We start from the raw sequence: 14,957 nt of genomic DNA, 5'->3' as shown, positions 1-14,957 counted from the left end.
GCGGGCGTTTTCGCGTTCCCGGGGGTGTCTCGGCATCCGCCGAACCAGACACGTGACGCTCCCGTTCCTGCTGGTCGAGTAGTCCGCGAAGCGACGTATCGAGACCCCTCTCTCCCACCCACTCCGGAAGCCAGGCCCCTCATGTTCGAATCCGTCAGCGTCCTCCTCGCCGAGCACGAGGATCTGCAGACGCAGCTCTCCGATCCGGCTCTGCACGCCGACGCGGCCCGAGCGAAGAAGGTCAACCGCCGCTACGCCGAGCTGAGCCAGATCAAGGCGGCCCACGCCGCGTGGATCCAGGCGGGGGAGGATCTCGACGCCGCCCGCGAGCTCGCCCGCGAGGACGAGGCGTTCGCCGAGGAGGTCCCCGAGCTCGAGGAGGCCTTCCGCGTCGCCCAGGAGAAGCTCCGCCGACTCCTGATCCCGCGCGACCCCGACGACGGCCGTGATGTGATCATGGAGATCAAGGGCGGCGAGGGCGGAGCCGAGAGCGCGCTGTTCGCGGCCGACCTGCTGCGCATGTACCTGCACTACGCCGAGGCGAAGGGCTGGAAGACCGAGATCCTCGACCGCGACGAGTCGGACCTCGGCGGCTACAAGAACGTCCAGGTCGCGATCAAGAGCAACGCGACCGACCCCTCGCAGGGCGTCTGGGCCCACCTGAAGTACGAGGGTGGAGTCCACCGCGTGCAGCGCGTGCCCGTGACGGAGTCGCAGGGACGCATCCACACGTCGACCACCGGTGTTCTGGTGTTCCCCGAGGTCGACGCCCCCGAAGAGGTCGCGATCAACCAGAACGACCTCAAGATCGACGTCTACCGGTCGTCGGGCCCCGGCGGCCAGTCGGTCAACACGACCGACTCCGCGGTGCGCATCACCCACCTCCCGACCGGCATCGTCGTCTCGATGCAGAACGAGAAGAGCCAGCTGCAGAACCGCGAGGCCGGCATGCGCGTCCTGCGCGCCCGCATCCTCGCGCGCCAGCAGGAGGAGATCGCCGCGGCCGCGTCCGACGCCCGGAAGACGCAGATCCGCACCATGGACCGCTCCGAGCGCATCCGCACCTACAACTTCCCCGAGAACCGAATCGCCGATCACCGCACCGGCTACAAGGCCTACAACCTGGACGGCGTCATGAACGGAGCGCTCGACCCCGTCGTCGAGAGCGCCATCCAGGCCGACGAGGAAGCGCGCCTCGCCGAGATCGGGTCCGAGGAGGCGTGAGCGCGGTGACCACCTCCGTGGACGCCCGCGCCCTCCTCACCGACGCGGTCTCGCGCCTGACCCGCGCGCACGTCCCCAACGCCGACATCGACGCCGAGCTCCTGCTCGGTCACCTCCTCGGCCTCGGCCGCGGCGAGCTGCAAGCGCGCCTGATCACCGGTCTCGCCCTCGCGGAGTCGACGGTCGACGCGTTCGACCGCTTCGTCGAGCGCCGCGCCGCCCGGGAGCCGCTGCAGCACATCACCGGAGTCGCCCCGTTCCGCAGCATCGAGCTCGCGGTCGGCCCCGGCGTCTTCGTGCCGCGTCCTGAGACGGAGGGAGTCGCGCAGCTCGCGATCGACGCCCTGCGCTCGGTGGCCGACCCGTCGCCCCTCGCGGTCGACCTGGGCACCGGCAGCGGTGCGCTCGCGCTGTCCCTCGCTCACGAGGTGCCGCATGCCCGGGTCATCGGCGTCGAGAACTCCGTCGAGGCCTTCATCTGGGCACGCGGCAACCGCGATCGCCTGCAGCTCGAGAACGCCCGCATCGTCTTCGCCGACCTGGCGGACGCTCTCGGCGACCTCGACGGCACGGTGTCGGTCGTCGTCTCCAACCCGCCGTACATCCCTTCGGCCGCGATTCCCCGCGACCCGGAGGTCCGCCTCTTCGATCCGCCCGCCGCCCTGTACGGCGGAGAGGACGGACTCGATGTCGTGCGCCGGCTTTCGCACACCGCGCGCCGTCTGCTGCGCCCCGGGGGAGTGCTCGTGATCGAGCACGGGGAGCTGCAGGGGGCGGCGATCCGGGAGCTGCTGACCTCGGACGGTTGGCGCGGAGCGACGACGCAGCGCGACCTGACGGGGCGCGATCGGTCGACGGTGGCGGTGCGCTGAAGCGCGCAATCGCTTAGAGGCCGCAGAATTGGCCGCGGATAGCCGAACGACCTCACCGATGCCGTGACGTTCAGATGCGCGCGTATGCCCAGGTGCGACACCCGCTTCGCCGCATTCGTAGCCAGATTTCGGAGCTTTCATCCTCTCTTCCGGGCGACGAATCGTCGAACCACGTCCTGCCGCAACTTCCCAAGCTGCGTTCGGACCCGCCACTTCCAACCACGGCTCGCTGCGTCGATTCTCCGGTATGCTGCGACGGCTTCGCTCATGGGCTTGCTGTAAAGGGAATAATCCCTGGCTGCTCGCGCCGCCGCGAAGGACTCCAACGAGAGTCTAGACATCGCTCTCCGTTGACGGATCAGGGCGATTCGTTTCGGGCGGATATCGTCGTATCCCGGGCTGACTCGTTTAGCGGGGACGCTCAGACCTTTGGACAGATCATCCATCAAACGGACACGAAGCCCATCTCGGCGGTGGCGGAAGTTACCACCCTGGGTTTCCGCAGCGTCGTCGATGGAAAGCTCGTCCAGTACAAGTGCACCGCTGGCCTGACCAGACTGCATTATCTCATCTATCACTGCGCTCCGAGAGACAACTATGTTGGTTCCGCGCCAATCGCCCTCGTATCGGGGCAGCCAGGCATCACCGAAAACGACATCCGCTGTCTCAGCGAAAACGTCATCGCAGAAGTTACACGCTTCGGGCTGGAAAGCCCCATAACCCCAGTTTCCGTCGATCGTACTGAGTACATTCCGGGTCCTCACTCCGTCGGAAACGTCCGTGACTTCGTAATCGTACTGATTGGAACTCTTCTCGCGGTTCTTCACTCGGAAATCGACGGATGCAATCTCATCGGGTGCGACTCCGACTTGCCACGCAAGTGACTCTGCGAAGAACGTGCTCTTCAAGTGTCCACAAACGATTCCGATATAGTATTTGATCTGGGCACCGAGGTCGGGCATTTCTTCTGCAAGGGACCGGGCGGCTTTGATGAAGCACGGCACCCCGACGATGGCGTAGCGAGTACCGTCTCCCTTGATCCTACTGAGGACATCAGTGAAGGACGTGGCATAGTATGCTGACTTTCGAGACTGGCGGAGGTCATCGATGCTCGACGAGACCGTGTATTCGAACAACGCGGACCCTTCGGACCGGCCCACGTTGATGATCCCGTCTACCAGATCACGAGTGAGTAACGCCTCAAGTGCATAACTTGTGAGCCCTCCCGAGCTACTGTCCACAATTCCGGAGTCGTCGGCGATACGACCGGCATGAATGGCGGAGTGACGCCCGATCCGCTTGTCGTTCGGAAGGTGGCCGAAGCGTGAAGCAGCGAGGTCGTCTTCTGACCGGGAGTCGTCAGAGAAGGGACAGACTCTACTTCCTTGCTGCAGCTTCTCGGCTGCCACGCCTTCCGGACGAGCTTGATAAACGCCGAATCTTCCGATCGTTACTGGTATCGCGCCGCCCGTGCGCACGGCGCATGCACCACAGCCGATGCACATACCGCGAGCGATCACTTGCTCAATATCGTGAGTCACAGCACTAGTCTACAGCCGTTCCCGGCTCTGCCTGAAGAAGATGGCACCAGTCTCGAGCGCCACGTCGGCCTGACAGGGCACGGCCCTTCAGGCGCAGACAGGATGGTGACATGTACTAGCCCCAAAGCTCAAGCCGCGCATATCGGTAGTACACCAAGCGAGCGCAAGAAATGCGAGCGGCGTCCGAATCGCGCCTGATCACGATGATCTCGCGCAAGCCGACGTAGTCGAGTTGACGGCTTCGATTGGGAGCCAGACGGCCTGGCCGGTCGCAACAGGGACGCGCCGGGATCATGTCTTTGATAGAGGACTACCACAAGCCGCTTCGTGTGTCTGCGTGGATCGCGATCTCCGACGGACCCGAACGCGTTCCGGGCCCAATGCTCGCGACAGGTAAGGGCGCGTGTGGGTCCCCTCAATGTTTAAGAGTTTTCAATCCGCTGAATGAGCGACTGGACAGTTCAAGGGCGACAGGAAGAGCCGCGACGATCTTCGTCCGGTACTCATCCGAGGCCAGGACCTTCTCGACCAGCTCAAGCGCAGTAGCCCCAACTCCGCGTTCCGGAGAAAGCACGAGCTCCTCTATTCCGAAAAGCTCTGCAAGGCCCTCGACCTTGCCCTGCGTCGCCATAGTAATCGGTACCGTGCCCTGACTAAGAGACAAAATGGCGAAGTGCATTCTTCCCGTCAGTACAACTGCCGAGTGCTCCGCCACCCATGCGACTTCCGACGGAGCCAGTACTCGTTCAATAAGCAAAATCTCCGAACGGTCGGCGTCGCTCAGTAGCTCGGCCACTTGTCGACAGGCGTCCAAGTCATTGTCGCCGGCTCGAATGACATGCGGAAGGAGTATGACCTTGTGCCCGTGGGCCAGCAAACGATGAACAACTTCTGCAAACTCGGACACGAGGTCGAGCTTCCGCATGATGAGACCACTGACGTTGACCGAGACGACACGGCCTGCCTGGCGGTTTAACCAGGCGGCAATGTCTTCTGGATACGCCTCGGTCGAGAGGCTGAAGACGATGTCGGCCGACTCGTTCGCACGAATTCTCTCTCGTTGTAGTCTCGCGCGCGACTGGGGATCTCGAGCGAAGAGCTCGACGCTGTTCGAGACGCGGCGGAGTTCCCGTCGTGCCACGACATCTGAGTGAGCGTTCCAGCTAAAGCCGAGCACGCGTGAGGGTACGCCGAATGAAGCCGCTATTCGTAGAAGTTGCGCTCGTCTCACCGCTTCGCGTCGCTCATAACCCCCATCCATGACGTCGGCTCCAATGATGGAAAAGTCAACAGCTTGAGAAAGCGCATTGACGAACGAGACGACATCCTTTTTGCGTCCGAATCGTCCTCCTCCGACGAGATTCGGTACCTCGACGAACTGAACTCGATCTCGGTCCGCCGGGGGGGTGGAAAAATCGAGCCGACTTCGCACTAGCGCGACGATCGGGCCGGTAGTGTTCTGAAGGTATGATTCAAACATCGCCTGATCGCCGATGTTGCCGCGTCCATCTGTCGGCAGCAACAGATGGTACGTAACACCTTTTCGCCGTCTGGTTATGCGATGTAAATTTGCAAGAGACCGGTCGATTGCGTACCCGCCGCCGAGATAGAATCGGCTCTGTCGAAGAAAGCGCTCGCCTTCTCGGGCCTTCCGCATCACGTTTCTCAAGGCATATATCCCTTTTACTCGGAGGGTGAGTTTGGTATTCCTAAGAGCGGTTATGTCATGCCGATCGGTTCGGTGCCGTAGATAGACCCGGGTTCCAAGGACTCTGCTGCAGTCTGCGCAGAGATCGCAGGTCGCCGATAGTTGCATACTGCAATCCGAGCCGACCAGGCAAACAGTGACGATAGCTCTATGTGCACAGGAAGAAATTCTTTGACGCACCCGTACGTTCGCATCGGCCGTGTCTACTCTGCTGTTAGCAAATCAGTAGAAAGTCAGAACTCGGATAATCAATAGGGCACCAGAATGCACTATAGCCCTGCAGGGTTGACCATGGTCATCGGGGTGCCTTTGAGACTAGGGCTCCACAAGCTCCCCTGGAGAAGTATGGAAGAAGCTTCGCGTGCAGGCAAACACGAGGAATGCCCAATATTCTGCGCTACCCTCCTGATCGTCCCTCCGCCGCGAGAGGCGGTCGTGGATGTGAGCGCTCTCGAAGAACTGGTAAGTGAGTGTGACTGCGGCTTTCACCACCCTTCTTGGGGGGTGCTCCGAGGCGGCAGTGTCGTGGCAGTCTGCACAGTCGACAGTGATGTAGAGCCGTCTACAGCGCTGACGGCGATGGACTAGCGCACTGCAGGGGCATTCGCTCCGAGTCGGCCGGTCGCGAGAAGGCTTTGATCCAGGAACTGGCACAGTTGGATCGGCTTCAATGATTTCTCGAGGTGTGCGAGGGGCCGACGGATCGTGCGAAGGGAGTTGTCGAAGTCCGGGGAGTTGTCGAAGTACGGGATGAGCGAAGCTCGCAGAATGGCCGTGCGGCCCAGGCGCTCATCCACGAGGAGCAATGTGGTCGCACGCGCGCATCGCCGCCGTCGCCCGATCTCATTCCGGGTGCCCCGCGCTCTTACTCATAGCTGCACCGTGCTTCCGCTAGAGAGAGTCCAGTGCAGGGGGCGCTTCGGTGCGGCCCGACGTTGACGTCCCCGTTGAGACGCCGCCGAATGTTGTCGGTTCGCGGCCCCTCCGCGGGCTAGGGAGAGACGCGGGATGGTTTTATAGCTGGGCGAGCATTCGACGCAGTCCGCAGGGGAAAGCGTCCAAGACGACGAATACGCTCCGCTATTGAGGCTGAGGCTCGCGCCCTGATCCTACGGCTACGGCTACTGGAAGCCACGGCCCGCGAGGACGGAGGGGTCGTCTCGGTGGGCCCGTCGTACATCGCCGCTTGGCGGCCCTCGGCGGAACCGGGAGTGGGTCAGGATCCCTGTGCGGTCGTAACCTGATCCACGAGGAGTGCTGATGCCACCGCTTCAACCACGTCGCTCTAAAAGGCCGTCCCAAACCTCACTCTGCGCGGCCGTCTCAAGCGCGGCATGCCATAGCGCTATATGCGCTGGCAAATACTCAGCAAAGCGGGAGTCACGAGCCCTTTCTGCGCCAATCACACGGCTCGCGCGCGAGAAGCAAGTAGATCGCACAAGGAAACGCTCTCAGCGTCCGCCGCTGTCCTGTCGACTTCGCCGCGGTGCCTCGACGTTCCGCGACCGTCTGTCGGCTCGCAAACGTCACGAGCGATCGAACCACTTCCCGCATTTATCGGGTCGTCATCCTCGAAGGAGGCGGACGGTGCTCCACATCATGACGACATCTCGACGGTACACAGGCACGATACCGACCAGGACCGCCACCGACGTCAAGGACGCTGCAAGGCTCGCTGCCAGCGAAAGGATGGGCGTAGCACCGTGCAGGACGGACGATGCCGCCCAGCTCGTAGCGAATGCAACCGCGCCAAGGGCAATAGTCCTCGCGCCCGATATCAGGAAGCGGCCGGACGGCATTTGTGCTACCGACCGCAACCAGAGCAGGTTGATAGGCCACGCGACGAGGAGAGCGACAGAATACCCTGCAGCCACCCCAAGAACGCCGTACGTAGAGCCGACGACTGGGAGGACGATTCCTATAGATTTCGTCACCAGGTTCGACCGGACGAGGCTTCTTCCCAATCCGAAGGTGAGAAAGACCCAGTAGTTTGTTTGGGAAAGGACTTGGAAGCATGCGCCAAACGCGAGCACCTGAAAAATCGGGATGGCCGCCGACCATTGCGAGCCAAGAATTATGGCGAACGCGGCCTCTGCGCTTCCTGCCACTATCGCGAGGGACGTCACCAACATGTACCCCATGCCGATTTGCGCTGTCGTGATCAGCCCCCAAAGTCGTTCTCGCTCCTCTCGCAGACCGGTAAGAAGCGGTAGCGCTACGTTAGTGAGAGGATTCAGGAGTTGATTGACGGGTAGTGACATGAGTTGATACGCACGATTATAGAAACCGAGAACGTTCGCATCCCATCGAAGTCCGACGACGAGCGTGTCGACGTTGCTTGCTGCATATGAAAGAGTTTGCGCGACGCCGACCTGCCCCCCAAACCCTATGAGGTCCCGCACGTGAGCCGACCGGGAAGGTAACCCCGGACGCCACTTGGCCGCGAATACCCGGATCACGAGAGTGACCGCGAAGGCGACGATCATCTGGAAGACGAGCGACCAGTACCCCCAGCCGGCGAGTGCAGTGCCGACGGCGACGATGAAGCCGCCTAATTGGCCAAGAAGATCGCTTACGGCAAGTGCAGTGAATCTCAAGCCGCGGACGAGTTCCACCATGAATTGTGCTTGAATTCCATTGATAAGGAATATGAGGGCGACCACTGGGGCCAGTGGCACCAGGCGAGATTCGCCGTAAAGCATAGAGATGGGAACGGAGCATGCCGCCATCGTCGCGAAGAGCGCAACTCCGATTGCAGAGTTTATCCAGAAAAGCGTCGACTTCTGCTTGTTGGACAGATCTCGTGCGCGTATCGCGGCAGCTGTCAGGCCGAAGTCACGAAGGAGTTCTCCAATTGCGATGAAGATGCCGAGCATCGCGACCAGGCCGAAATCAGCTGGCGAGAGTAGTCGCGACATTACCACGATAGAGGCAAGTTGGATCGCAACTTTTCCGGCCTGGCCGAGAATCGTCACCCCGGCGCCACGTGCACCCGCCTGCCCAACACGAACGCTACTCATCAGCGGCCGGCTGCCCGCTAAGCGCAGCTGGATCCCAAATCGCACGAACCGATTCTGTGTACGCATGCAAACCAAATCGGGCGTGTGCTGCTATTTGCGTCTCGCGGCTTCTCTCTCGCCATGAGTCAGGGTCGCGCAAGACCTCAGTTAGCGTTCTGGCGAACTCCGACGCGTCGTCCGTTATCCCAGCAAATTCCCCACCGACACCTTCAGCGCCCACTCGTGTCGAGACGATAGGCAGGCCAGCGAGTTGTGCTGCAATCGTCTTGAACTTCACGCCAGCGCCGAACCGCAACGGCACGACGAATGCGTCAGCATTTGCATAATAGACATCGAGGTCTTCAACAAACCCGGTTATCTCGATGCTTTCGTCATTGCTGACTAGCTGACGAAGTGTGGCGCTTGGGCCCGCTCCGGCGACTACCAAGCGTGCGTGCGGGAGACTCGCGCGAACGGAGGGCCAGATATGCTTAACAAGCCACTGTGCCGCGTCGTCGTTCTCCGCCCGAGACATCGCGCCGGTGAAAAGCGCGGTCGGACGGCTTTCGTTCAATGGGATCGAGGGCCTGTTGCGCATCGCTGGCTCGTCTTCTGGAGTCAACCACGGTCTCAGAACCCTAGGTCGTGAGCGCGGACTGATCGTAGAGACCAGCCGTTGATCTTTCTCACTGAACAAGACGACGGTATCGAACAGGGGAAACAACCGCTTTTCAGCGGCGACGGCGGTTCGCCACCGAATCCAAGCTTGCAGACGGTCCACCGGTTTCTGCGCGCCGGTGTAGACCCGTTCACGACGCTGACTGAGTACGTCGTGGGCGACGAGGACGAGCTGTGCCTTCGGCGCCAGCTTTCGGATCCGTCTGACCCATTGGGCCGACTCGACCCAGTGGAACTCGATCGTGTCGTACTCGCGTAAGTCGCTCTTTTTCAGGAGATCCAGAAGAGGAGCGGAGAACTCGGGTCCGAGCGACAAGCCACGAAGCGTGTTGCGAACTATCCGTGCGGGACGCAGTGCGGGTGATTCCCACCCTGTGGCAGCGAGAATGGTCGTGTGCAAATTCTCCGGACTGGGGTTCTCGGCCGCGGCTATGTTCGCGGCAGTTCGCCTACCGATGACGTCGAGGTGACCGAGGGAAGAAAGGACCGCATAGTGACGGCGTATAAATTCGCCGCCGGCGTCAGCAATTCCCTTGTGTGGAATCTCGAGGGTCACGCTTAGGAATCGGGGCATTCTGATCGGCCTCACTGTTCTCAGAGTTGGCTGGGTGGTTGGGCGGGGATCGGTCTCTGCCGGTGAATCAGCCTACATGTGGCCCGGCAGGTGGTCCATTTGCGGTGCCGAGGCTGTCACTTCAGGTCGAGCATGAATGATGGCGTCGTATTGGTCCGCAACGATAGTCGTAAATGCCGTCGGTCAAGCGAGTTCGTACCGCACCCGTCAACCTTGTTCGCGTCGTACATGCGAGTACTGAGTGTATTCAAGGCGAGAACCCGCAAATGTTTTGAGCGCATTTGAATGAGCACCGTGGCGCTTGTTCTATACGACCTCTTATCACGCGTTCCCGCAAACAATGTTTTTGATGCCCGGGTGTCTTAGTCAGGCTACGCTTTGAGCACGTGTGGACGAGGTAGTTGGTCTCTGAAAGTTTGGCCAACGGCTCCAGGGGCGCTTGCGAACTCGCGTTGTGAATATCTCTCTACGAAGGCGGGGATTCTCCTGACTGAGGCAACGGCCTTGTGAGCACTCGCGTGGGCTCAGGGGAGTCGCCGCACTTAGGAGAAAGTAAGACCTTCGCAAACCCGCCGGTCTGGTAAAAGTATTCATACACCCACGTCGCGATGCTATCTGGTTCCCCAGAAGAGATGACGCTGATACGACCGCTCCAACAGAATCCCAGAATCAGCCGGGCGCGCTCCAAGTGCGGAGTTTGAGTGACTACGATCACGTCGCGCCACTGATGCTGCGCAGCAAGCGCGGCTAGCGCTCGCCCCTCTCCTCCGGTTGTCGGGGGAAATGCGACAAAGCAGACGACGTCTAGGGCCAAGTCATCGCATTCGTCGACGGCTCGCGTGCCCGGAGTGGCCACGTAGTCAGCCCACCACACAGACACAACGAGAGTCTCGGCGACCCCTGACTCGACAAGACGCCTGCCCTGTTCGAGTCGTGGTTGCGTGGCAGGACCGAGCACGAGACTGCGTCAGCGTGCGCCGGGAGGTCATCCGCTCGGGGGAAGCGAAAGACAACGGTGGCAGCGATGAGCCAGAGAACGATCAGGAGCGCCCCTCCGGTCAGTGCCCGCCGAAACCCTCGAGATCCTCTAGCGCCCATTCGCGGCCTCCTCTGAACGTTTGAGCGTAACGGATTGGCTCACACCAGCGTTGTGCCTGTCACGAAATGGGGGTATGCCCGCCTAGAGCGTTCAGGAGAGGCATGACGGAGATCGCCGGAGCTGGTGGCTGGTGGCGCCCTCGAGGCTAATTTGGGTTCAACGGCAGTCGGGTTGGCCGAGGGTGCAGGGTAAGCCTCGTTCTGAGCCGCTCGCGGACCGCTGCTTGACGGGGCTGATGGGAGACGGCCGCGAACAACCGCTGCCGTGTAGGCCCCGACCACATCACCCGGCCGAGAAGCTCCTCAGACGCACTCGACCGGCTCCGGGCGGTTGACGAGATTGAACGCCCTCAGAAGAGGGATCCGCCTCCGCCAGCGGCCTCAGCGTCGGAGCAGGCGGTCGCCCTCTGCGCCCTGACCGGCAGCATCACCAAACACTCCGCCAGCCCGGACCGTCGTCCTGGAGCGCCTGTCCGTGGCGTGATCGCTGGAGCGTGTTATTCGGACCCGGGGGCTGCGCCAAGGTGAGTCAGCGCAGGCAGGGGTCCGCTTGCGCGCCAGGCCCTTGGTCGCCCCGCGTAGCGAGCGCGGTTGAGGGTGGCTGCGTCGCAACTAGCACGGGCGCTCCACGTTCCGCGCGCCGCAGAACCCTCGCGCGCGTGAGCTTGAACGGTGCGGATATAAGAGACGTGAGGCGAGACGCGTCGCGTCGCGCAGAGCCCCACTTCGCAGTGCTAGTGTTCGCGATGGTTTTGAGATGGAAGGAGTACTAGTGGACCGGACGTCCGAGATCAGCAATCTCCCGATCAGCGTCGCTGTTGATCTCGGCCACCTGCTCGTAGCAAGCATCTCCGAACGCCTCGGTATCCGAATTGTTTTCATCAAGGGTCCGGTCGCGAATCATCATCGGTTGCGGCGCGCTCGTCAGGCAAGCGATGTAGATGTCATGGTAGAGCCTGATCGAGCAGACGAGCTCATCGATGCTCTGTCCGAGTACGGTTGGAGCCCCCGACCCGCTTCGCTGGCCAGTCAGAAGTTCGTCACGCACTCGGTGGCGCTGATCCAGCCGGACTGGCCATGCGACATAGACGTTCATCTTTCATATCCCGGCCTTCTCGATCCTCAGGCATTCGAGGGGCTGTGGGAGCGTCGAGACACCTTGGAAGTCGAAGGTGGCCGAGTTCCCGTTGCTGACTTCGTCACCAGCGTGTTGATCGCCGCTTTGCACTCGCTGCGGACGCCTTTCGACGTCCGAGGTGCAGCTGAGTACAGGACGTTGCTCGAGCGTTGGAAGGCCGTCGAGACCGAGGCCCTGCGCGGCGAGTTGCGCACTCTTGCTACTGCCTCTGGTGCGTCTTGGACCATTCAGCCCTTTTTCGCGGAAATCGGCATCGATGCAGGTGTCGCGGCGCCGCCGCCGCCTGGGTACGGTGAGTGGCTAAGAAATCAACGGCAGAGAAATAGGGCTGCTGCTTGGCTTTCCCTCCTGAAGGCTTCTGCTTGGTCTGAGCGACCGGTTGTCTTGAAGCGAGCGCTGTTCCCGGCCCGGCACGACCTGTACCTCGATCATCCCGCAGGCAGAGCGGGAGCCAGAGCTCTTCTGAGGGTGCGCGCGCTCCGGCTAGTCGCTGCAGCGAGAGCGTTCCCCACTGCTGTCCAAGCGGTTCGTGAGGAGTGGCGCGTGTCCCCTCCGCATCCGGCCGGCGGAGACCCCGGAGCCAGGACCCTCACTGCTCAGGCGGACGGAACTCCGCTTGCTGATGTCGAGTCTAATGCGGCGGCCCGGAGCGCTAGCCCTTCGGACGCCGACGGCGAGGTCGAGAGCAGGGGCTCCGCAACGAGGGTCCTTCGAGGACATCACTTACAAGACGTCCTCGTGGTCCGTTGCCCGACGCTCGTCTGCATCGATACCGACGAGCGTCTCTACATCTTGCACACCGGTGCGAAGCCGCAAGCGCTTGTACCGCTGGTTCTCGAGAACACAGCTCGCACGATCTGGAGCTTGCTGGAAGAGCGTAGCTCGCTGGCAGAACTCGTAAGGAAGGCGGCAGACGACTTCGGCGTGGAACCGTATCTCGTTGCACCAGAGCTCGAATCCTTCTTCGCACGGCTGGATGGTTTGGGCCTCGTGCGCATCACGCGGATGTGAAGGACGTCCTGTCTCGAAGCCTCTGAGCAGGCGATTCCGGTCAAGAACGCGACTCTTTCGCTGTCCGCCCGTAACCGCTAAGCCAGCAGGGTGGGGAATGTTGCGGCTGCTGGCGAACACGAGATGCACCCTTCGCCATGCTCGCTAGCCCGGCCAGCTGAAAATCGTCTCGATTGTTGCAGAGCGGCCGTTTGTCCCGCTGACCGTCATCTGTGCGCGGTAGCTCATCCCAGGCGCACGGCTAGTGCCGATCCGACCGTTCCACGTGGAGAGTACCGAGCCATCAGCCGCTCGGGAGGCTATTGTCGGCTGAGCTACTGCAGACATCGATCCCGTAAGGATCCTGACGCTTTCGCTCGACACGAGGTCTCCGCCGATCCAGCGGATCCTCACATTGTCCGTGCCGACTTGGATACCGAGTACAGAGACTATGAACTTCGGAGCAGTCCCCAGTTGCGCAGAGGCACTGCCGTTTGCGACCGCGAGGCTCACGAAGCCGCCTCCGCTTCTCGAGTAAGCCGTCGTGCTGCTGACGGGAACGGTCACGCTGCCGCTTGGTGGCCGTAACGAGTAGACGGCTTGGGTGTTGAAGCCCTGGCCGATGAAGGATGCCCCACGGAGGGCAACCCCGTAGTGCGCCGTCAGGTTCTGAAAGTCGACCACGCCCTGCTTGACGGGTGTTCTCCCGGAGTAGACGAAAACATTGTTCACGGTGATCGGGTAGTCAACGATCCTGTCTCCGCCAGCCGAAGTTCGATCGACACCGGTTCCGTCGAGGTGGAAGACCATCCGATTCCAGTAGGACGGGCTTTCCAAATGTCCGATGAGCCCCTGAAATTGCTCACCCTTCGCGTCCGTGAACTTGAGGTATACGGGGTTGGAGCTGCCATCGCCTCTCACAAGCAGTGAGATCGCGCCGGGCTCGCCCGGTATCACACGATTAGCCGAGAGCGCGAAGCCAGCGCCGACTCCGATGTCGTACGAGACTCGTGTCCCTCCCGAAATACCAGTAGAAGATTTTGTCGCATTCGAGCCGGAAAGTCCCCATGCAGACCAGCCAGATGTACTGGCCAGCGCATCGATCACTGTCGCCGGGCCACTTGACGGCATGACTTCACCAAGGCTGACCGAGCGGTACAGAGCCCGACCGACGTCCTGAAGCGACGTATACGCGGGTTTCTTTCTTCCGGTTCGGTCCACTAAGCCGTAGTTGTCAAGGCGAGAACTCGAATCCCCGAACTCCGTGAGACTCCACCAGGCGATCGACGCGACGCCCTGCTGGGCTGCGTCTATATACGCACGTGAGAGATAGGAGGCCTGAGTCGCCTCGGATACAGGGTTCGAACAGGCTTCTCCACCCAACTGGCACGTTGACCAGGCCATCTCCGTAATCCAGATTTTCGCGTTCGGGTTGTGTCGCGCAAGATACGAGCGAGCGTTCGAGAGCCAGACGTGCGACTCGTCGGCTTCTGGATTCGTTGCGCCGAACGTATGTAGCCCAAGTCCGTCGTAGGACGCGCCGGCGCCGGCGGCAGCCATGGCCTCCATGTAGTTGTTGTCGAATCCCGCAACACCAGCTGACAGAACTACTGCGTCAGGGTCGATCTTCTTGATCGCTGCATATGTCTTAGACAGCATCTCTGCGTAACGCTGCGGGTCTGGGCTCGGTTTCCAGAATGTCGGTATGTTGGGCTCATTCCAGACCTCCCAGACCTTAACGCGGTCTTTATATCTGGTGACGACTGCTTCGACGTATCGGACGTAGTCGTCCATGTTAGACGGCGGGTAGTATTCAACGTCCTGAGGAGCCGTGCCCGGGGGGGCAGATGAAGCCCAGGGCGCGGTATACACGAGCTTTCCGATGAAGTCGATGTTTCTGGCATAGGCAACGTTGACGGCGAGGTCGAATTTCTGCCATTCAAAGTATCCCTTGCGCGGCTCGACCCTCTTCCAATCGAACTCCTCCCGCGCTCTGGTGATGAACGCGTCTTCCATCAACTCGGCCTGCTTGTCCATCTCGAGTGGAGTCGTAATGGTGGTCAGGAAGCTGTTGACGGCCGCGATATTGCCAGGGTCGGTGAGAGGAGCTCTCTGAGTCACGCCGGTCACGGATG

The 14,957-nt window shown here is 61.3% G+C and carries 8 protein-coding genes; 3 read left to right on the top strand and 5 right to left on the bottom strand.

The window, feature by feature from the left end:
• Positions 1–141: 141 nt before the first annotated feature.
• Entirely contained in the window at positions 142–1,224 is a 1,083-nt protein-coding gene (gene prfA / locus B0T42_RS03090) for a peptide chain release factor 1 (protein ID WP_077221904.1), read from the top strand.
• Complete coding sequence (prmC, locus tag B0T42_RS03085) at positions 1,221–2,096, top strand: peptide chain release factor N(5)-glutamine methyltransferase (RefSeq protein ID WP_077221903.1); 876 nt, start codon at positions 1,221–1,223, stop codon at positions 2,094–2,096. The genes prfA and prmC overlap by 4 nt, the downstream gene beginning before the upstream one ends.
• A 137-nt stretch (positions 2,097–2,233) precedes the next feature.
• On the opposite strand, the gene B0T42_RS03080 is transcribed toward prmC, so the two are convergent.
• The 4 genes from B0T42_RS03080 to B0T42_RS03065 all read right to left on the bottom strand — a co-directional run bounded on the left by B0T42_RS03080 (position 2,234) and on the right by B0T42_RS03065 (position 9,578).
• Positions 2,234–3,505, bottom strand: coding sequence for a Coenzyme F420 hydrogenase/dehydrogenase, beta subunit C-terminal domain (locus B0T42_RS03080; RefSeq protein ID WP_158078028.1), 1,272 nt, complete (start codon positions 3,503–3,505; stop codon positions 2,234–2,236).
• 547 nt (positions 3,506–4,052) lie between these two features.
• Positions 4,053–5,159 carry a polysaccharide pyruvyl transferase family protein gene (locus tag B0T42_RS03075; RefSeq protein WP_158078027.1) on the bottom strand — a complete coding sequence of 369 codons (1,107 nt, stop codon included), beginning with the start codon at positions 5,157–5,159 and terminating at the stop codon, positions 4,053–4,055.
• Between the two features lie 1,751 nt (positions 5,160–6,910).
• Positions 6,911–8,320, bottom strand: coding sequence for a lipopolysaccharide biosynthesis protein (locus B0T42_RS03070; protein WP_158078026.1), 1,410 nt, complete (start codon positions 8,318–8,320; stop codon positions 6,911–6,913).
• A 37-nt stretch (positions 8,321–8,357) separates the two neighbouring features.
• On the bottom strand, positions 8,358–9,578 hold the full coding sequence (locus B0T42_RS03065) for a glycosyltransferase (protein ID WP_158078025.1): 1,221 nt from the start codon (positions 9,576–9,578) through the stop codon (positions 8,358–8,360).
• A 1,888-nt stretch (positions 9,579–11,466) separates the two neighbouring features.
• On the opposite strand from B0T42_RS03065, the gene B0T42_RS03060 reads away from it, so the two are divergent.
• The gene (locus B0T42_RS03060) at positions 11,467–12,843 is read left to right on the top strand and encodes a PqqD family peptide modification chaperone (RefSeq protein ID WP_158078024.1); all 1,377 of its coding nucleotides are present in this window, start codon (positions 11,467–11,469) and stop codon (positions 12,841–12,843) included.
• Positions 12,844–12,987: 144 nt separating this feature from the next.
• Here the strand turns inward: B0T42_RS03060 and B0T42_RS19375 are convergent.
• The coding region (locus B0T42_RS19375) for an endo-1,4-beta-xylanase (protein WP_139344396.1) at positions 12,988–14,957 on the bottom strand (1,970 nt) is incomplete at its 5' end.

This window comes from Rathayibacter rhapontici (genome assembly GCF_001995175.1).
In the GTDB taxonomy this organism is placed as follows: domain Bacteria; phylum Actinomycetota; class Actinomycetes; order Actinomycetales; family Microbacteriaceae; genus Rathayibacter.
Note: the sequence above shows the minus strand (reverse complement) of the source record. Positions and strands in the feature narration are given on the sequence as shown.